Source organism: Cardiobacterium sp. (assembly GCF_057314735.1).
In genome coordinates, this window is sequence record NZ_DBHKZK010000039.1 from 57170 (window position 1) to 76405 (window position 19236).

20 protein-coding genes and 1 pseudogene are annotated in these 19236 nt (G+C 59.6%); 5 read left to right on the forward strand and 16 right to left on the reverse strand.

What is annotated here, in order from left to right:
- Positions 1-75: 75 nt before the first annotated feature.
- Both ACO54Z_RS04690 and ACO54Z_RS04695 read left to right on the forward strand, forming a co-directional pair.
- Positions 76-561, forward strand: a complete 486-nt coding sequence (locus ACO54Z_RS04690; protein WP_485995976.1) for a hypothetical protein — start codon at positions 76-78, stop codon at positions 559-561.
- A 188-nt stretch (positions 562-749) separates the two neighbouring features.
- Positions 750-1226, forward strand: a complete 477-nt coding sequence (locus tag ACO54Z_RS04695; RefSeq protein WP_485995977.1) for a hypothetical protein — start codon at positions 750-752, stop codon at positions 1224-1226.
- Positions 1227-2067: 841 nt separating this feature from the next.
- Here the strand turns inward: ACO54Z_RS04695 and ACO54Z_RS04700 are convergent.
- Both ACO54Z_RS04700 and ACO54Z_RS04705 read right to left on the reverse strand, forming a co-directional pair.
- A complete protein-coding gene (locus ACO54Z_RS04700) occupies positions 2068-3633 on the reverse strand; it encodes a DUF4139 domain-containing protein (protein ID WP_298079495.1) in 1566 nt (521 codons plus the stop codon).
- 59 nt (positions 3634-3692) lie between these two features.
- On the reverse strand, positions 3693-4634 hold the full coding sequence (locus tag ACO54Z_RS04705; protein WP_485995978.1) for an NAD(P)-dependent oxidoreductase: 942 nt from the start codon (positions 4632-4634) through the stop codon (positions 3693-3695).
- Positions 4635-4808: 174 nt separating this feature from the next.
- On the opposite strand from ACO54Z_RS04705, the gene ACO54Z_RS04710 reads away from it, so the two are divergent.
- Entirely contained in the window at positions 4809-5495 is a 687-nt protein-coding gene (locus ACO54Z_RS04710; protein ID WP_298079493.1) for a TIGR00266 family protein, read from the forward strand.
- Between the two features lie 57 nt (positions 5496-5552).
- On the opposite strand, the gene dksA is transcribed toward ACO54Z_RS04710, so the two are convergent.
- From dksA to ACO54Z_RS04725, 3 genes are all read right to left on the reverse strand, one after another.
- A complete protein-coding gene (gene dksA / locus ACO54Z_RS04715) occupies positions 5553-5978 on the reverse strand; it encodes an RNA polymerase-binding protein DksA (protein ID WP_298079492.1) in 426 nt (141 codons plus the stop codon).
- An 80-nt stretch (positions 5979-6058) separates the two neighbouring features.
- Complete coding sequence (locus ACO54Z_RS04720) at positions 6059-6871, reverse strand: metal ABC transporter permease (protein WP_485995979.1); 813 nt, start codon at positions 6869-6871, stop codon at positions 6059-6061.
- 66 nt (positions 6872-6937) lie between these two features.
- The gene (locus ACO54Z_RS04725) at positions 6938-7642 is read right to left on the reverse strand and encodes an ATP-binding cassette domain-containing protein (protein ID WP_485995980.1); all 705 of its coding nucleotides are present in this window, start codon (positions 7640-7642) and stop codon (positions 6938-6940) included.
- 55 nt (positions 7643-7697) lie between these two features.
- Between ACO54Z_RS04725 and ACO54Z_RS04730 the strand changes: the two genes are divergently transcribed.
- Both ACO54Z_RS04730 and ACO54Z_RS04735 read left to right on the forward strand, forming a co-directional pair.
- Positions 7698-9854: a primosomal protein N' gene (locus ACO54Z_RS04730; RefSeq protein ID WP_485995981.1), complete on the forward strand. Its 2157-nt coding sequence runs from the start codon at positions 7698-7700 to the stop codon at positions 9852-9854.
- A 171-nt stretch (positions 9855-10025) separates the two neighbouring features.
- Positions 10026-10850 (forward strand): annotated as a pseudogene (locus ACO54Z_RS04735) (IS256 family transposase, variant Zn-binding type); the annotation flags it as partial.
- 288 nt (positions 10851-11138) lie between these two features.
- Here ACO54Z_RS04735 and ACO54Z_RS04740 read toward each other — a convergent pair.
- From ACO54Z_RS04740 to mlaD, 11 genes are all read right to left on the reverse strand, one after another.
- Positions 11139-11561, reverse strand: a complete 423-nt coding sequence (locus ACO54Z_RS04740) for a stringent starvation protein B (protein ID WP_485995982.1) — start codon at positions 11559-11561, stop codon at positions 11139-11141.
- The gene (locus ACO54Z_RS04745; protein WP_298080258.1) at positions 11558-12196 is read right to left on the reverse strand and encodes a glutathione S-transferase N-terminal domain-containing protein; all 639 of its coding nucleotides are present in this window, start codon (positions 12194-12196) and stop codon (positions 11558-11560) included. Before ACO54Z_RS04745 ends, ACO54Z_RS04740 begins: the two co-directional genes overlap by 4 nt.
- Positions 12197-12209: 13 nt before the next feature.
- Complete coding sequence (locus ACO54Z_RS04750) at positions 12210-12983, reverse strand: cytochrome c1 (protein WP_485995983.1); 774 nt, start codon at positions 12981-12983, stop codon at positions 12210-12212.
- Complete coding sequence (locus tag ACO54Z_RS04755) at positions 12980-14233, reverse strand: cytochrome b (RefSeq protein WP_485995984.1); 1254 nt, start codon at positions 14231-14233, stop codon at positions 12980-12982. Before ACO54Z_RS04755 ends, ACO54Z_RS04750 begins: the two co-directional genes overlap by 4 nt.
- A gap of 1 nt (position 14234) precedes the next feature.
- The gene (gene petA, locus ACO54Z_RS04760; protein ID WP_485995985.1) at positions 14235-14870 is read right to left on the reverse strand and encodes a ubiquinol-cytochrome c reductase iron-sulfur subunit; all 636 of its coding nucleotides are present in this window, start codon (positions 14868-14870) and stop codon (positions 14235-14237) included.
- Between the two features lie 111 nt (positions 14871-14981).
- Positions 14982-15728: a Nif3-like dinuclear metal center hexameric protein gene (locus ACO54Z_RS04765; protein WP_485995986.1), complete on the reverse strand. Its 747-nt coding sequence runs from the start codon at positions 15726-15728 to the stop codon at positions 14982-14984.
- 161 nt (positions 15729-15889) lie between these two features.
- Positions 15890-17152, reverse strand: a complete 1263-nt coding sequence (murA, locus tag ACO54Z_RS04770; protein WP_485995987.1) for a UDP-N-acetylglucosamine 1-carboxyvinyltransferase — start codon at positions 17150-17152, stop codon at positions 15890-15892.
- Between the two features lie 458 nt (positions 17153-17610).
- Entirely contained in the window at positions 17611-17835 is a 225-nt protein-coding gene (locus ACO54Z_RS04775) for a BolA/IbaG family iron-sulfur metabolism protein (RefSeq protein ID WP_298078749.1), read from the reverse strand.
- Positions 17820-18125 carry an STAS domain-containing protein gene (locus ACO54Z_RS04780; RefSeq protein ID WP_485995988.1) on the reverse strand — a complete coding sequence of 102 codons (306 nt, stop codon included), beginning with the start codon at positions 18123-18125 and terminating at the stop codon, positions 17820-17822. The genes ACO54Z_RS04775 and ACO54Z_RS04780 overlap by 16 nt, the downstream gene beginning before the upstream one ends.
- Complete coding sequence (locus ACO54Z_RS04785) at positions 18122-18739, reverse strand: MlaC/ttg2D family ABC transporter substrate-binding protein (protein ID WP_298078751.1); 618 nt, start codon at positions 18737-18739, stop codon at positions 18122-18124. The genes ACO54Z_RS04780 and ACO54Z_RS04785 overlap by 4 nt, the downstream gene beginning before the upstream one ends.
- Complete coding sequence (mlaD, locus tag ACO54Z_RS04790; RefSeq protein WP_485995989.1) at positions 18736-19236, reverse strand: outer membrane lipid asymmetry maintenance protein MlaD; 501 nt, start codon at positions 19234-19236, stop codon at positions 18736-18738. Before mlaD ends, ACO54Z_RS04785 begins: the two co-directional genes overlap by 4 nt.

Sequence of the window (19236 nt, forward strand, 5' to 3'; positions counted from 1 at the left end):
CTCGCGGCAACCATCGTCATGGAATGTACGGTGCCGATGAGCAAGATGGTGATTAAAAACTAACAGGAGAATGTGATGGCTTTTAAATGTGCAAAAGTGGATGAAAAACTCCGCAAACAAATCGAAGAAGAAAATGGAATATTGACTGGCATAAAGGAAATATCATCCTGGATGATTGACGAAGAACGTGGCATTGTTGTCTGGATGCAACCAAGTACTTTGAAGAAGATAGATGGGGATTTTTCTGAATGCCTATGGATAAAGTTTTTAAAAATAAAATCAGATTATATTGATTATTTCTTGGTTATGCCTGGAGAAAGCGAACAAGTTGTTACTCTTGATGGTAAATGCAAGATGATCTATCGCTGGGATAAAATCCTGTCTTTTAGGATTGGTAAAAATATGGATTACAACGAAATGCTATCCATATTAAAAGAAGCGCTCACTTGTAGAGATGGTGCGCGCAATGAAAAGTGCCCTGATTTTTCAGTAGAATTTAATTTTAACCAAAGAGCAAACATAGGGTACGCCTTGGCACAACGTAAATGGAATGCCGGTTAGCAATCGCGGATTGGTTGTTGTGTCCGGTATTTTTCGTCGGGCGTTAGCCCAACCTGCGGCAACGGGTCATACAACGACTGATGGCACAAGGCAAAAACGTCCTCGCCCCGCACCTCGCGGCAACCATCGTCATGGAATGCGCGGTACCGATGAGCAAGATTGTGATAAAAAACTGACGGGAGAATGTGATGATTTTTAAATGTGAGAAAGTAGATGAGCATCTCAGAGAAAGATTTTTTCAAGAGGAAGCGGAGTTAAGAGAGAAAGAACCGATTAGATATTACAAAACAGATTTGGAAAAAATTTCCAGATGGTGGGTTAATGAAACGCGCGATATTTTTGCCTGGTGTGAAGGATGGGATATATATGGAAAAATATTGAATGGAGATAATTCAGACAAGTTTTGGTTGAAATTTACTGATTGGCATAGTAATGAGAACTTGGCTTGTTTTGTTATTGACCCAGTAATTGTGAATAGGGATACTGCAGATTGCATTAAAAACCGCTCAGCAATTTATACTTGGGACAAAATTCTACATTTCGTGCTATGCAAAGATATGAGTTTTGCGTATGCTTTACCAATTTTAAAAGACTTTTTATCAAGTTATGGCGGGGGTGAGGATAATAAATATTATCCTGATTTTTCAGTGAAATTTAATTTTTAATTTATAAGAGCCCGTTCAAAATCTTGAGGAATCGCATTTTTTGTATGCTTGCGTAGGGAACTGAAAGCCGGGAAAACAGCTAATATGCTCCATCTCTCGCTACGCGAGCAATGCTTGTCCCTGTGGGACTGGGACAGCTCGCTCAGCGACAAGCATTGCTTGCGACGTAGAGGATTGGGGTGAGGGCAGCAAACAATTGGAAAAGCAGGATTTCGGTTTATCGAGAATATAGCCCACCCCCACCCTAACCCTTCCCCGCTGCGGGCTTCGCCCTGCGGGGGAGGGGACAATTGGCGCAACCATTCAAATTTGTGTGGATGGCCGGGATTTTGAACAGGTTCTAAGGGGCAAGCATAGGGTACGCCTCGGCACAACGTAAATGGAATGCCGGTTAGCAATCGCGGATTGGTTGTTGTGTCCGGTATTTTTTTCGTCGGGCGTCAATGCCAGACCCATTTGTTCATGGATGGTTTTCCGGTGGGGCGAGCTCCACGTCATCTATAGCCATCCACCGAAAGTTTCATACCATGCCGGCTTTCCATACGGCCGCATATCACCTCCTGCGTTGCTCATTGTGTAAAACTTTGAGTGTATCGCTATATTAAAAAATCCCGCCGAAGCGGGATTTTTGGTGGTGTTCTGAAATGTATGCTGGCCAAAGATGTTTAACGTGCATCGGCGGTAGTGTTATTGATGCTCCCCCCTCCCCCAATTTTCTCCCGCTGCAGGGGCTGACGCACCTTGCGCGGGAATGGGCGATGGCAACGGGCTGATTTTTGCCGCGCGGCGGGTTGTCAGCATTCTTTTCTGGACGCCACCGGATGTTTCTTGCAAAAGCAGCTCAGTCAATGCCCACCAGCCGCTTGCCTTCGGGGTAGCGCACGTCGTAGCTGTTTTCAATGCGCAGGGTGTCGCCGGGGTTGAGGTGTTTTTCCCAGAGGACGATGCCGCGTACGTTTTCGACGTTTTCTTGATCCGGTTTGGGGCTGAATTTGGGCTCAACGGTGACGTCGCTTTGGCTGGCAATTGGCAGGCGCGCGTAGAGGCGCACCGCGCGCGGGATTTTGCCGCTGTTGCGCAGGGTGACGGTCTGCCGTTTTTCCATGCGGTCTTTGAGAATGAGGCCGTTGCCGATGTTGTAGCCCGGCGGGATGCTGTATTGCACTTCGGTGTGCGGGTCTTCGCCGAAGCTCATGATTTGTCGGCTGCGCTCCAGCATGGTGCGGTCCAGCCGCATTTGTCCGATGCGGTTGCCGTCGCGGAAGAAGTTGGTGTAGCCGGGGTAGAAGCCGTAGCCGTCCGGCTGTTGCCATTCGGCGACGAGCAGCGCCCTGCTTTCGACCCAGGCGTAGGCGGCGCTGTAGAGTTTGGTGCGGCTGCGGTTCTGCCAGTAGGTGAGCTGGTAGCGGTCGCGCGAGGTGGCGAGGTTGTGCCGTCCGGGGATTTTGACGTCGAAGTCCACGCCGGAGATGGCGACGTCGTTTTCGCTCGCGGTCGCTTCGTTTTTGTCGGCGCTGGCGACGGTCGGGCTGTTGTTTTTGGCGGTGGTCGCGCCGATGCCAAAGGGCGCGTTGTTTTCGCCGAGGACGGCGGCGACGGTGCGGTCGGCGACGGCGACGTTGGTGCTTTGCAGCACCGGGGTGTCCTGGTAGTCCGGCGGGGCGAAGGAGAGGCTGACTTCGACGTTGTCCCAGTCCAGTCCGCTTTGCTGGACGACTTGCGCGTAGGCGCGGATATCCAGTTCGCCGTTTTCGGTGTTGAGGGAGAATTCGCTGTAGGGTTGCCAGTAGGCCTTGTCGGTGCGTTCGCGCAGGGTGAGGGTGACTTCGCCGATGCGGTCGCTGTAGATGTCGAACACGCCCGCGTACTGGCGGCTGTCGCGTCCCTTGTTTTGCCAGACGAGTTGTTCTTTGAGCTGGCGCAGTTCGTCCTGCTGTTCGCGTTCGGTTTTGAGCAGGTCTTCACGCAGGCGGGCGAGGGTGTCGAGCTGGCGCTGTACTTCGCTGACCGAGCTGCCGTGGCCTTGTAGGCGCTGGATGAGGGCGCGGCTCATGTCGCGGTTGTCTTCGATGCTTTGCCGGGTGATGGTCAGCGCCTGTTCGGCTTCGTCCGCCTGGTGCACCAGCGGCTCGGTCGCGTCCTGCGCGGGCAATGGCCGCATTCCCTGGCCGGTGAGGCGCGCGCCGTCAATGCCGAGCGAGACGTTGGCGATGTTGTCGCTGAGCAGCGGCGAGACGATGATGCGGTGTGCGCCGGGCTTGTGCACGGTGACTTTCGCTTCGCGGACCAGTTCGGCTTCGCGGTTGTAGAGTCTGGCGGTGACGACCGGCGCGTCCAAGTAATAGTCTTCGGCGCGGACGATTCCGGTCGTCAGAACAGTCAGCAGGATTGCCAACCATAGACGCATGATTTCATTCCTCGTTTTGCAAAAACGCGGCTATGATAACAGATAGGCTTTCCATCCTGTCATTTTCCTGCAATGAATGCCGCCACTTGCGCGCAGAGGATGCGCCACAACTCGCGCTGCGCGCCGACGCTGGCCCAGGCGTTGTGCGGGGTGAAGATGACGCGCGGGTGGTCGCGCAGGGTGAGCAGCGGTTCGTCCGCAGGTGGCGGTTCGTCGGGGAAGACGTCGCTGACGTAGCCGAGCAGTTTGCCCGCGTTCAAGGCGGCGACGACGGCGGCGCTGTCGGCGACCGGGCCGCGTGCCATGTTGAGAATCAGCGGCTGGCGCTGGCACAGGGTGAGGGTGTCGGCGTTGAGCAGGTGAAACGAGGCGTCGTTGAGCGGGCAATGCAGGCTGATGATGTCGGCACGGGCGAAAACGTCGGCAAATGGCGTGTAATCCGGCGAACGCGGCGCGGCGCCACGGCGCTCCGCCCACAGTACTTCCATGCCGAAGGCGCGCGCGATTTCCGTCACCCGCCGTCCGATGTTGCCGGTGCCGACGATGCCGAGCGTCTTGCCGGCGAGGTCAATAATCGGCAGTTCATTGAGGCAGAAGCGGCCATCGCGCTGCCAGTCGCCGTCAATCACCGCCTGATGGTAGGGAATGATGCCGCGCAGCGCGGCGAGAATGACGGCGAAGGTATGCTCGGCGACGGAGGTGGTCGAATAGCCGGCGACGTTGGCGAGCTGCACGCCGTGCGCCTTGCACGCCTCGGCATCGACATTATTGACGCCGGTGGCGGCGACCTGAATCAGCTTGAGTTCGGGCGATTGGGCGATGATGTCGCGCGTCAGCAATACCTTGTTACTGATGGCAATTTGCGCGCCACGCAGACGCTCAACCACGGTGGCGGTGTCGTTCGGCGTGGCATCAAACACCTGCCAGTCGCTGACGCCTTCCGGCGCGGGCAGGTCGATGGATGGCGAGAAGGTGTTGCGGTCAAGAAATACGGCTTTCATGCGGGTCTCCGATGCGGGTTAAGGGGGCGGTCATCTTATCGCAACTGTCTCCCCCACGGCACGCGCTGCCTCGTCCTGCTGCGTTTCGCTTTTTCACCGGTTTCGCCCGATATAATGGCTAGTCTTCGCCGTTACCGGCCCCAGCACATCATCTTTTTTGTCAGAGGAGCAACCATGCCTGTTTTCACGCCCACCGGCGAACTCGATCCCTTTCTTCACGTCAGCCTGCGTCGCGGCGAGAGCATTTATTGCGAGAGCGACGCGATGGTGATGATGGAGGCCAATCTTGAGCTGCGCGGGCAGATGCAGGGCGGCTTTTTGAGCGCGCTCACCCGTCGCCTGGCCAATGGCGAGAGCTTTTTCCAGCAGCATATTCGCGCCGAACGTGGCGACGGCGACTGTCTGCTCGCGCCGATGATGCCGGGCGGGATTGAGGTGCTGGACGTCGGCAAGAGCCAGTACAACCTCAACGACGGCGCCTATCTCGCCGCCAGCGAGCGGGTGCAACTCACCGCGCGGATGCAGAGCCTCGGCACCGCACTCTTTGCCGGTACCGGCGGCTTTTTCATCGGGCAAACTTCCGGCGAGGGGCAGATTGTGATTAACGGCTTTGGTTCTCTCTTTACCCTCGAAGTCACGCCACAAAGTCCGGTCATTATTGACAACGGTCACGTCGTCGCCTGGGACAGCAGGCTGCATTATGAATTGTCGGTGACGACCGGTGCGAGCCGCGGTATGCTCGGCAACCTGGTCAACAGCGTCACCAGCGGCGAGGCGGTCGTGCTGAAGTTCAGCGGTAGCGGCAAGGTGATTCTCTGCTCGCGCAATGCCAACAGTTTCCGCTCGTGGGCGAAGCAGTAATGCCCGCATGACACGCATAAAAAAGCCCGCGGTTGCGGGCTTTTTCGTATCTGGCCATTAGCGGTTGTCGTGGAAGTTGCGTTCCTGCCGCTCGGCGATTTCCTTGCAGTCGATGCAGAGCTCGGCGGTCGGTCGCGCTTCGAGGCGGCGGAAGCCGATTTCTTCGCCGCAGCGTTCACACCAGCCGAAGTCTTTGCGGGCGATGCGCTCCAGCGCGCGGTCGATTTTGTGCAGCAGTTTGCGTTCGCGGTCACGGGTGCGCAGCTCCAGCGAAAACTCTTCTTCTTGCGTGGCGCGGTCGTTGAGGTCGGCGGTCGGCGCGCGGTCATCACGCAGATGTTCTTTGGTGCGGTCGCTGTCGGTGACGATTTCGTTTTTCCAGTCGGTCAGCAGCCGGGTGAAGTGCGCGAGCTGCGCATCGCTCATGTATTCTTCGCCTTTCTTTGGGGTGTAGTGGGTTTTGGCTTTGAATTCTTTGGCCATTTTCGCTCTCCTGCGTGTTGTCTGTGAAAATTGGCGGCGCATGGTAGCGGAGCATTTCGTGCTTGTAAATGGTAAATGTTTTAGGGTTTGGCAGCGCGTTTCCGCCCCGCGCGGGTGTGTATCAGCACAGCGAAGTAGAGGATGCCGGCGACGCCGATGATGGCCGGGCTGACCGGCAGGTCGGCGTTGTAGGCGAGGATGAAGCCGCAGATGGTGGCGATGGCGGCGAGGACGGCGGCGATGGTGGCGCTTTGTTCCGGGGTTTTGGCGAGGCGGTTGGCGGTGTTTGCGGGCACGATCAGGAGCGCGATGACCAGCAGCAGGCCGAAGTATTGCACGGTGGTGCCGATGAAGAGGCCGATGAGCAGCAGGAAGACGAGGTCGTATTTGTCGCTCGCCGGGTATTCGGTTTTGGCAATGGCGGGGCTGGTGGTCATGAGGATGAGCGGTTGCCACAGCGCGCGCAGGGTGAGGAGCGAGACGGCGGCGGCGATGGCGATGGTGACGAGGTCGCGCGGCGTGGTGGCGAGGATGTCGCCAAAGAGGTAGGCGAGCAGGTCGGTGCGCACGTTTTCCATTTGCGACATCACCAGATAGCCCAGGGCGAGGGCGATGTGCGACAGGCTGCCGAGGATGTTGCTCGGATTTTCCCGCCCGCTGCGTTCGATGAGGTGGAGCAGCAGCACCAAAAGCAGGGTGATGCTCCAGATGCCAACGGCGGGCGGCAGGCCGAGCCAGAGGGCAAGGGCGATGCCGAGCAGCGAGGCGTGCGACAGCGCTTCGCCGAAGTACACGAGGCGGCGCCAGCCGATAAGCGCGCCGATGGGGGCGGCGGCGGTGGCGGTGGTCAGGGCGCAGAGGCAGGGGATGAGGATGTATTGGTAGAAGAACATGGGGTTATTGATGGGTTTGATGCCCTCCCTCACAGGGGGAGGGAGCCGTTTTGTGGAAAGGGGCTTTTATAGATGTCTGTGGTCATGATGGTGCGCGTAGATGCCGATGGCGTCGAGGTGGCCGCCGTCGCCGAGCATATGGCGGAAGGCGGGATTGCTGGCGACCGCTTCCGGGCTGCCGTGACAGCAGATGTGGCGGTTCAGGCACAAAATGTGGTCGCTCGCCGCCATCACCAGATGCAAATCGTGGCTGACCATCAGCACGGCGGCGCGTGTGCCGCGTTGCCAGTCGCGGATGGTCTGGTAATAGTCGCCGAGCGCGACCGGGTCGATGCCCGCCGCTGGTTCGTCCAGCACGATAAGGTCGGGCTGGCGCAACATCGCCCGCGCCAAGAGCAGGCGCTGCGTTTCGCCGCCGGAAAGCGTTTGCAGCGGCGTATCGAGCAGATGGGCGATGTTCAGCCGCGAAAGCCACGGGCTTTCTGCCGCCTGCGGGATGTCGCGCAGGAAACGGCGCGCGGTCATCGGCAGGTCGGCAGGCGGGTGGAATTTTTGCGGGACAAAGCCCATTTTCAGCCACTTGGCGCGGGTAATCGTACCGCCGGTCGGGCTTTTATGCCCCAGAATTAGCGCGAGCAAGGTGCTTTTGCCCGCACCGTTCGGGCCGACAATGGTGAGGATTTGGTCGCGCCCGATGGTAAAAGTGATGTCGTGTAGAATGTCGCGCCCGTTGGCGGCGAAGGCGACGTTGGCGAGGGAGATGAGCGGCATGAGTGAGGGGGTAAAAAACAATGTTATATGTTAGCCATTTTGCGCGGCAGAACCAATGCTGATGCGGGTTGGCGTCGCCGTGCCACGCCCGCTTTCGGGCAGTTTCGATTACCTTTGTCATGAACCGGTCGCGGTCGGCGCGCGGGTACGGGTGCCGTTTGGCCGGGGGCGGGTGATTGGCGTCGTCGTCAGCATTCAGGAAGATGCGACCGATGACGGCACGCTGAAGACGGTGGAGCGCGTGCTCGACGACGCGCCGCTCTTGGACGCGCCGCTGCTCAAATTGCTGCATTTTGCCGCGCGCTACTACCAGCACCCGCTCGGCGAAGTGGTGCAGGCGGCGTTACCGAAACTGCTGCGCGAAGGACGGGCGACCACGCGCGAGCTACCGCGCGACTGGTGCATTACCGCCTCCGGACGCGACGCACTCGCCGGGCGGCTTGGCGGCAAACAGGCCGCCGTCCTCACCGCCCTGAGCGAATGCGAACAGCCTGAAGCCGCACTACGCGCCGCGCACCATTGCAATGCAGGCTGGTTGCGCGATTTGGAAAAACGTGGCTGGATTGCCCCGCGCGCCCATTGGCAAGGACTTGCCGCCGCACCCGCCCCCGCGCCGACGCTCAACGCCGCGCAAGAAGCCGTCCTCGCCGCCCTGCCCGCCAGCGGCTTTAAGGCGACGCTGCTCGATGGCGTCACCGGCTCCGGCAAAACCGAAATCTACATCCGCTGGATTGAGCGCTTGACCCAAGACGGCGGCCAGGTGCTCTTGCTCGTGCCGGAAATCGGCCTCGTGCAAACCCTCGCCGCCCGCCTCGCCGCCCGCCTCGGCGAACGCATTGCTGTGCATCACTCGGCGCTGGCCGACGGCGCCCGCCTCGAACAATGGCTGGCGGTGCGCGCCGGCGACGCACAAGTGCTGGTCGGCACCCGCTCCGCCGTCTTCGCCCCCTGCGCGGCGCTGCGCGGCATCATCATCGACGAAGAGCACGACGCCGCCTACAAACAGCAGGACGGCTTCCGCTACCACGCGCGCGACCTTGCCCTGAAACGCGCGCAACAAGCGGGCGTGCCCATCCTCCTCGGCTCGGCGACGCCGTCGCTGGAAAGCTATCACCAGGTCTGGCGCGGCAACTGGCAACAGCTGCGCCTGCCCGCCCGCGCCGCGACCACCGCCCTGCCCGCCATTCACCTTGAAAACATGGACGGCGCAGCGGCGAGCGGCGGCCTCAGCCACGAACTCATCCGCGCCATGCGCCGCACCCTTGCGGGCGGCGGCCAAACCCTGCTTTTCCTCAACCGCCGGGGCTACGCGCCGCTGTTGCGCTGCGACGACTGCGACTGGCAGGCCAGTTGCGACGCCTGCGACGCGCTGCTCACCGTGCATACCGCCAGCCACCAACTGCAATGCCACCACTGCGGCCGCGTCCAACCGCTGCCGACGCGCTGCCCCGCCTGCCACGGCGCCCACCTGCAAATGCTCGGCCTCGGCACACAGCGGCTCGAACAAAGCGTGGCGCGGCAATTCCCGCAGGCGCGCGTGCTGCGCATCGACAGCGACGCTTACAGCACCAGCCGCCAATTTGAAGCGGCGCTGGCACAAATACAGGCGGGCGCGGTGGACATCATCCTCGGCACCCAATGGCTTGCCAAAGGCCACCACTTCCCCCGGCTGCACCTCGTCGCCGTGGTCGATGCCGACCAGGCGCTGTACAGCCTCGACTATCGCGGCGAAGAACGGCTGGCGCAACTGCTGGTACAAGTCGGCGGCCGCGCCGGACGCGAAAGCGCAGGCCAGATTTGGATACAGACGCGCCAGCCACAACACCCCGTCTTCACCGTGCTGGACGTGCCCTACGAAAACACCGCCCGCCGCCTCTACGACGAACGCCAGCGCGCCCGCCTGCCACCGCATTGCGCGCAAGTGGCGCTGCTCGCCCGCCACAGCGACGCCGAACGCGCCCTGCAAACATTGGCATTTACCCGCGATGGCGCACAACAGGCGGGCATCGGCCAAAACTGGCAATGGCTCGGCCCCGCGCCAGCGGTGATGCCACGCAAAGACGGCCAGCACCGCGCGCATTTGCTCGTTCAGGCGGAGAGCCGCGCCGCGCTGCAACAAGAGCTGCCGCAACTCACCGCCTGGCTGCACGCGCAGGGCAAAGCCTTCCGCGTGCGCGTCGCGGTGGATGTCGATCCGTGGTGGCTGGAATAAATGCCTGATAACCTGTTCAAAATCTTGGGGAATTGCATTTTTCGGCGTATAGGACAAAAAAGGAGCTAAAAAACGCTGTAAGCCTTATGCTGCAAGGCTTTAAGCGGGGTCAAAACCTTTGAACACAAAAAATGCTTTTTCTGTGGCTCGAAGAAGGTCAAAAAGAACGGGCGGCGCAACAGCCAACAACGCTATAAATGCTGCAACTGTGGCAGGCAATTTGACGGTAGCAGGCGTCACCAAAGCGATGAACTTTGGACAGCCTACAGCGCGGGCAAGCAGACTGCCGCCCAGCTCGCCGCGCAACACGGTTGTAGCTGCAAGACCATCTACCGCCATCTGCGCAGGGCGCGCATCCGGGAAACCTTCCCGCAGCCTGCCAAAGCCAACATCATCATGGACACCACTTACTTCGGGCGCAGTTTCGGTGTGATGGTGCTGATGGACAGCATCAGCGGGCAAGTCCTTTCCGTCCGTGAAGTCAAACACGAAACCAACGCCCTCTATGCCGAAGCGCTGAACGATTTGCGGGAAAAAGGCATTGCAATACAGAGCATTGTTTGCGACGGACGGAAAGGATTGTTGCAGCTGTTCCCGGAGATTCCCGCGCAACTGTGCCAGTTTCATCAGGTCAAAACCGTCAGCCGCTATCTGACACGCAACCCGAAAACGGCAGCTGGCAAGGCGTTGTGGCAGCTGGCGCTAACGCTAAAAGACAGCGGCAAGGTGGCCTTTCAAAGCGCCCTGCAAGCGTGGTTTGAGCGGCATCAGGGCTTTCTTAACGAACGGACGGTCAATGAGGAAAACGGCAGGTCGCACTACACGCACAAGCAGCTGAGAAGCGCGTATTTAAGCCTGAAACGGAATCTGGACTACCTGTTCACCTTTGAGGCGTATCCCGGTTTGGGCATTCACAACACCACCAATCTGCTGGACGGGAAATTTGCCGACTTAAAGCGCAGTGGGATGTCATCACGGGATGAGAAAGGTGAATAAGATAAGGTTTATAAAGGATTATTTCTCTGTTAAAGAAGGCTGATAGCCTCCATTTTGTCCTATAACTATCCACCGAAAGCCTCGTACGGTGTTGCGTCGCCTGACCGGGCACCCTAAAAAAATGGCTCAACCATTTTTTAGGGAAACCCGCGCCGTACAAATGCGTACTGCCTTCGGCGACGCGCCTTATCTGAAACTTTCGGTGGATGGCTATATTTGGAAAAACGGTACAAAAAAGCGGCTCTTGCGAGCCGCCAAATGGATTGCGATGAAATGGGTTTTGTGCGGTTATTTGAGGATTTTCAGGTGGCTACCGCCGGAAGCGGTTTCGCCATCTGCCGGAGCAGCGTTGTCATGTTGCGGGCCGTTTTCCAGGTCTTCCGCAACCTCCAGCGCGATGCCGTCGCCGTTTTCGCGGGTAACCAGCGCTGTGATGGCTTTCATGCTGACCCAAACCTGGTGTGCCTGGCCGCCGAAGCGGGTGCTGAAGGTGACGCAGTCGTCTTCGATCGTGAGGTTGGCGGTCGCGGTTGGCGAGATGTTCAGCACCAGCATTTCTTCCTGCAAGAGGTGCGACGGTACGCCGTGTACCCAGCCCGCGCCGGGGGCGGCGATGACGAGATGCGGGGTGCAGTCGTTATCGACAATCCACTGGTAGATGGCGCGCAGCAGGTAGGGCTTGCGGTCGGTCATGGTGATGTTGTCCATCATGCCCCCGCCCGCAGTGCGGCTTCCTGTTTGGAGAGCGATTTGCGGAAGTACTCTTTGTTGAAATGGAAGTCCATGTAGCGCTGGATGGTCGCTGCCGCTTTGGGCAGTTCGATTTCGAGGCTTTCCAGCCGCCAGAGGACGGGCAGGACGCAGCAGTCCAGCAGGCTCATTTCGCTGCCAATGAGGTAGTCGCGCCCCTTGAACATTGGCGACATCAGCAGTACGGCTTCGCGCAGTTGTTTGTGCGCTGTTTTTTTCTTCGCTGCGGTCAGTTTGCCGTGCTGGAGCTGGTCCAGCGGCTGGTACCAGTTGGTTTCCAGTTCGTAGCAAAACAGGCGGATTTTCGCTTTCAGGTTCGCCTCTATCGGCATCAGCGCCGGGTGCGGGAAGCGTTCGTCAAGGTATTCGCTGACGACGCGCTCGTCAAAGAGGACGAGGTCACGGTCTATCAGGGTCGGCAGGCGTCCGGTCGGGTTGATTTCGATGAGGTCGGCCGGGATGTTGTCCGGGTCGATTTCAACGTAGTCGATTTCGAGGTCTTTCGCCTGGCAGACGAGGCGGATGCGATGGCTGCTGGCGTGGACGGGGCTGCCGAACAGCGCCAGCCCACCCCGTTTTTGGCTTACGATACTCATAGGCTCCTTGGGCTTAGTGGATGTCGCGCCAGTATTCTTTTTTCAGCAGGTAGAAGATGACGGTGAGGAAGGCGAGGAAGGCCAGCACCCACGGTCCCATGCGCATTCTGTCCAGTGCTGAAGGGTCGGATACGTAGCTGAGGAAGTTGGTGATGTCGTAGGCGACTTTGTCGTACTCTTCTTTGTTCAGTTTGCCCGGCGTGACGGCTTCAAAGCCAACGAGGCTGCTGTGGGTCTCGCATTGTTCTTTGCCATCAACGGTCTCGCAGGTTTTGTCTTCGTGATAGACGGGCTTTTGGATGCCCTGCAGTTCCCACAGCGGGTTGGGCATGCTCGCCCCGGCGAAGACGGAGTTGTTGAAGCCAAGCGGGCGGCTGTCGTCCTGATAGAAGCCGCGCAGGTAGTTGTAGATGTAGGCGCCGCTTTTTGCCCGCGCGGTAAGCGAGAGGTCGGGCGGGGTCTGGCCGAACCATTTCAGGCCTTCTGCGCCACTCATCGCGGTGTGCATTTGTTCAACGTCTTTGGTACCGGTAAAGATGAGGTTCTTCGCCCCTATTTCCGGGTCAATTTGCAGGTCGCGGAACATCCGGTTGTAGCGCTGGTATTTGAGCGAGTGGCAGCCGGAGCAGTAGTTGATGAAGTATTTGGCACCGTTTTGCAGCGAGATTTTGTCGTTCAGGTCGGTCTGAAAGGTGTCGTTCGGATAGGTTGCCGCGCCGCCGGAGGCGAAGGTTTGGCTTATTGCCAGCGCTGCAACGAGCAGGATCAGGTTTTTGATGGCGTTCATTTGGTCACCCTGGTTGGTACTGGCTTGGTTTTGTCGAGTTTGCTGTAAATCGGCATCAGCAGGAAGAAGGCGAAGTAAACCGCCGTGAAGAACTGTGCCAGCAGGGTTACGGTGTTGGTCGGCTGCATGGTGCCGAGTTTGGTCAGGGTGAGGAAGGCGATGACGAACATTCCAAGGGCGACGCGCGAGATCCAGCCTTTGTAGCGGATGGATTTGACTGGTGAACGATCCAGCCACGGCAGGATGAAGATCATGCCGACAGCGGCAAACATGGCGATGACGCCCCACAGTTTGGCGGGGATGCCGAACCAGTCCCAGGTCATGGCGCGCAGGATGGAGTAGAAGGCGCCGAAGTACCACACCGGGGCGATGTGTTCGGGCGTTACCTGTGCGTTTGCCGGTTCAAAGTTGGCGAGTTCGAGGAAGTAGCCGCCAAATTCGGGCATATAGAAGATGATGCCGGCGAATATCATGAAGAAGAAGCCGAAGCCGACCAAGTCTTTGATGGTGAGGTAGGGGTGGAAGGGGATGCCGTCCAGCGGCACGCCGCGTTCGTCCAGGTGCTCCTTGATCTCAATGCCGTCCGGGTTGAGCGAGCCGACTTCGTGCAGCGCGATGATATGCGCCGCAACCAGCATCACCAGCACCAGCGGGATGAGGATAACGTGCAGCGAGAAGAAGCGGTTGAGCGTCGCGTCGGAGATGTAGAAGTCGCCCTGGATGAAGGTGACGATGGCGTCGCCGACAATCGGGATGGCGCTGAAGAGCGAGATGATGACGTTCGCGCCCCAGTAGGAGGTTTGTCCCCACGGCAGCAGGTAGCCCATGAAGGCTTCCGCCATCAGCGCGAGGAAGATGAGCGCGCCGAAGAGCCAGACGAGTTCGCGCGGTTTGCGGAAGGAGCCGTACATCAGGCCACGGAACATATGCATATAGACGCAGATGAAGAAGAACGACGCGCCGGTGGAGTGCATATAGCGGATGAGCCAGCCGTAATCAACGTCGCGCATGATATATTCAACGCTGCTGAAGGCTTCGGCGGCGCTGGGTTTGTAGAACATCGCCAGCCAGACACCGGTGAGGATTTGGTTCACCAGCACGACGAGGGCGAGCGAGCCAAAGTAGTACCAGAAGTTGAAGTTTTTCGCCGCGTAGTAGCGATCCATGTGGTCGTGCCACAGGACGGAGAGGGGGAAGCGGTTATCGACCCAGCCGAGCAGGCCGGTGGTTTTGTACGGATTACTGGCCATTTTATGCTCCTTCGCTGCTGGCGCCGACGACGACGAGGTTGTCGTTTTTGAAGTTGTACGGTGGGATGGTCAGGTTGGTCGGGGCAGGCACGCCTTTGTAAACGCGGCCGGCGTAGTCGAATTTTGAGCCGTGGCAGGGACAGAAGAAACCGCCTTCCCAGGTGGCATCACCGCGCACTTCGCGGCCTTCGGCGCGCGATTGCAGTTTCGGCGCGCAACCGAGGTGGGTGCAGATGCCCAGCATGACCAGCACATCCTTGCGCTCTGCCCGCCATTCGTTTTGCGCGTATTCGGGCTGGATGGATTCTTTGGATTCGGGGTCGCGCAGGTCGCCACCGACTTGCGGCAGGGTGGCGAGCATATCGTCGGTACGGCGCAGGACGTACACGACTTTACCCTGCCAGAGTACGGTCTGCATCGCGCCCGCTTCGAGTTTGGTGATGTCAACTTCTACCGGCGCGCCAACGGCTTTTGCCCGCTCGCTCGGCAGCCAGCTTTTAAGGAAGGGAACGGCGAGAAATCCCGCGCCGACTGCGGTCGCGCCGGTTGTCGCCGCGACCAGCATTTTGCGGCGGGCGGGGTTCTCCACCGGGTGCGCCGGAATGAAGACCGGCTTGAGGTTCGCTGCATTGCTCATGATTGTTCTCCGCGCATCGATTGTTTCCTATCAATACGGCGTTATTGCCTTGGGGTGAATAGTTTTTAGGAAGCGCTATCTTAGCAAAATCTTGCGCTTTTCGTCTGCTATTCATAAGGGATTTTCTTCATCAAAAAAGCGCTGTTGCAGGTCAAAGGTAGCGGCAAGATGTTCGCCCAGGGCGCGAATACCGGCGCGTTCGCTGGCGTGATGGCCGCAGGAGATGTACACCGTCCCCGTTTCCCGCGCTTCATGGTAGCTGCGCTCAGCGTATTCGCCGCTGATGAACACCTGCGCGCCCTCGCCCGCCGCCTGTTGCAAAAAGTCCTGCGCGGCGCCGCTGCACCAGGCGATGCGGGTAATGGCGGCGTCAGTCGCGCCAACCGCCTGCGGTTCACGCGCAAGACCGTCCGCCAGTTGCGCCAGCAATGCGGGCAACGGCGTCGGCGCAATGCGCGCGTGCCAGATGAGCGGTTCATCCGCCGACTGCCATACCGCTTCGCAGGCAAAATGGCGGGCAAAGAGCGCGTTGTTGCCCAGTTCGGGATGTTGGTCGAGCGGCAGGTGGTAGGCAAAGAGATTCAGGTCATGGGCGAGCAGCGCGGCGAGGCGACGCTTTTTCATACCCACCACCTGCGGCGCTTCGCCTTTCCAAAAGTAGCCGTGATGCACCAAAAGCGCGTCCGCCTGCCAGTCAATTGCCGCGTCAATCGCCGCCTGCGAGGCGGTGACGGCAGTGAGGATGCGGCGGATTTCCGCCCGCCCTTCCACTTGCAGGCCGTTGGGCGCGTAATCGCGGAAACGGGCGCATTGCAGCAGTTCGTGCAAATGGGTTTGCAGTTGGTTGCGGGTAATCATGTGGACTCCTGAAGGCTGAAAAACGGGTAACAGGGCGACAGCACGCATCCCCGCCATCCGGGCGAACGGTGCGCATTTACATACGGGTAGCGGGGGATGGTGTATGTAAAAGGACGGTCGGATTGGCAACTCATCACCGCAGGAGCTTGTTCGTGCGGACGCTATTCCGCCGCGCGCACCCGCTGGATATTCGCACCAACGGCGCTTAGTTTCTTCTCGATGGCGTCGTAGCCGCGATCGAGGTGGTAGATGCGGTCAATGGTGGTTTCGCCTTCGGCGGCAAGTGCGGCGAGGACGAGGCAGGCGGAGGCGCGCAGGTCGGTCGCCATTACCGGCGCGCCGCTCAGTTTGGCGACGCCGCGCACGGTGGCGGTATGGCCTTCGATGGCGATGTCCGCGCCCATCCGCGCCAGTTCGGGGACGTGCATGAAGCGGTTTTCAAAGATGGTTTCGATGACGGTCGCCGTGCCTTGTGCGACGGTGTTGAGCGCCATGATTTGTGCCTGCATATCAGTCGGGAAGGCGGGGAACGGCGCGGTGCGGATGCTCACCGCCTGTAATGGCCGTCCGCGCTGGTCGAGGCGGATGTAGTCCTGACCGCGCTCTATCGCCGCGCCTGCCGCTTCGAGTTTTTCCAGCACGGCTTCGAGCAGGGCGGCGCGGGTGCGGCGGGTGGTGATTTCCCCGCCGGTAATGGCGGCGGCGATGAGGTGGGTGCCGGTTTCGATGCGGTCAGGCAGGGTGGTGTAACGTGCCGGTTGGAGCGCACGCACGCCTTCGATGGTGAGCGTGGTCGTGCCGATGCCGCTGATTTTCGCGCCCATCGCGGTCAGGCAGTGGGCGAGGTCGGTCACTTCCGGCTCGCAGGCGGCGTTATCGAGGATGGTGGTGCCGTCGGCCAGTACTGCCGCCATCAGCAGGTTTTCGGTGCCGGTGACGGTGGTCATGTCCATGACGTAGCGCGCGCCGCGCAGTTTGCCGCGCGCGTCAATGTAGCCTTCGTGGATGTCAATGTGCGCGCCGAGCGCCTGCATTCCCTTGATGTGTTGATCGACGGGGCGCGCGCCGATGGCGCAACCGCCGGGCAGGGAGACGCGGCCTTCGCCAAAGCGGGCGAGCAATGGCCCCAAAACGAGGATGCTGGCGCGCATGGTTTTGACGAGTTCGTAGGGCGCTTCGGGGTGGGTGATGGTGGTGGCGTCCACCGTGACCTGGTTGTCGCCAGTGAAGGCGGCTTTGGCGCCCATCGCGTTCAGCACTTTGATGAAGGTGTGGACGTCGCGCAGGCGGGGGACGTTGTCGATGACGGTTTCGCCGGGGACGAGCAGGGTGGCGGCGAGGATGGGCAGCACGGCGTTTTTCGCGCCGCTGATGGTGATTTCGCCAGAGAGCGGCGTGCCGCCGGTGATTTTGAGTTGTTCCATGTTTTGAATTTGTTGGCTGTTGGTTGGAGGTTTCCCGGTGAGGCGGGAAAAGCGGGAAGGTGTGTGGAAATTTGTGGGTAGTGTCCAAAAATGTGTGCCGCTTCAGGGATGGCTAATTTGCGTCGGAGACAATGTCACGGACGCTACCCCCACCCCAGCCCTCCCCCGCTGCGGGTGCTGGCGCACCCTGCGAGGGAGGGGGCATATCGGTGGTTTTTGCCGCTTCAGCGCGAGAAGCGCCGTATGTCATTTACATACACTTGAGCACCCGATGTGTATGTAAACAGGGTTGGGTTTTGTCGCGCGGCGAGTAGTTTGCTGCCCCCACCCCAGCCCTCCCCCACGGGGGAGGGGGAGTTTGGTAGACAACCGCAGAGCGAAGCCCGCAACGGGCAGGGTTGAATTGCAATAGCCTCCAGTAACCCCGCCACCCCGGCTACCCCACGGAGGAGGATTTTTTAATTTGCCACTTCGGTTTTCAAGGCGAGCGCGTGGATTTCGTTGCTGCCGAGGATGTCGCCGAGGGCGTTCATCACGGTGCGGTGTTGTTCGAGGCGGCTTTTGCCCGCAAATCCGGCGGAGCGGATGTGGGCGCTGTAGTGGACGCCGTCGAAGGTGTGCAGGCTGATTTCGGCGTCGGGCAGGACGGCTTTGATGCGGGCGGTGATCAGTTCTTCTTGCATGGTTGGCTCATGGCGGGCAGGTCGATTTCGTAGAGGGCGAGGAGTTCGGTGAGGACGGGCGGCAGGTGTTGCCAGTTGAGTGTTTTTTGTTGCCGTGCGGCGAGGGCGGCGAGCCAGACCAGCGCGGCAACGCCGACGCTGTCGGCCTGTTGCAGGGTGCTTGCGTCAATGGCGAGGGTGTCGGGCAGGGGCTCGTCGCGCAGGCGTTTGCCGTCCAGCGCAGGAATGGTTAAGGCGGGGTGCAGTTGTAGCACCCCGCCGTGGTGGGTTCCGAGGGCGGCGAGGCTCATTCGTCGCCTTTCATGGTTTTGATTTTGGCGATGAGTTTGTCAAGTCCGCCCTGGTTGATGTCGGTGTCGAAGCTGTTGCGGTAGCTGGAGAGGATGGAGACGTTTTCAAAGGAGACGTCGTACATTTTCCACTGTCCCGCCTTGTAGCGCAGGCTGAAGACGACGATGGCCTGTTTGCCGTTTTTGTCGCGCACCTGGATGCGGATGTCGCTGCGCTGGTATTTGTCCACCGGCGAGGCGCTCAGGATTTTCACCGCTTCATCGACCGGGGTTCCGGCGTAGTTCGTCCAGCCGCGCGAGTAAACGCGCACCAGCAGGTCGCGGAAGGCGGCGGTGAAGTCGGCTTTTTGTTGTGCGCTGGCATCGCGCCAGTGGCGGCCAAGGACGATTTGCGACATCAGCTCGAAGTCCATGTACGGCAGCACTTCGCTTTTGATGAGGTCGCTGAAGGCGCCGGGGTTGCTGCGGTAGCGGCTCTGGTTGGCGTTCAACTGGGTGAAGACGGTTTTCGCCTGTTGTTCGACCAGCGCCTTGGCATCGTCGGCGGTCGGCTGGGCGGCAAAGGTCACGGCGGATACGGCCGCGAGGGCGAGGCTCATGAGGATTTTTTTCATGGGGATGACTCCTGGGTTGTGGTTTTTGACGCATCGCCCTTGGCGGACATCTGCGTCACGAATTGCTGAATCAGCTTTTCCAATACCATAGACGAACCGGTGTACTGAATGGTATCGCCATTTTGTAACATCGCCGGATCGCCGCCGGGGACGACGCCGATGTATTTTTCGCCGAGCAGGCCTGCGGTGAGGATGTCGGCGCTGCTGTCCAGCGGCAGGCGGTCGTATTCGCCGGAGATTTCCAGCACGACTTTCGCCTTGTAGGTTTCCTGGTCGTAGCCGATGGATTTCACCTTGCCGATTTGCACGCCGGCCATCGTCACCTTGGCGTTTTTCGACAGGCCGCTAATGTCAGCAAAATCGGCATTGACCTGATACGGATGGCTCATGCGGAAGCCGCGCGCGTTGCTCGCCTGCAACGCCAAAAAAACCATCCCGGCGAGCGCCAGCAGGACAAACAGCCCCACGGCGACGGATATACTGCGATTCGATTGCAC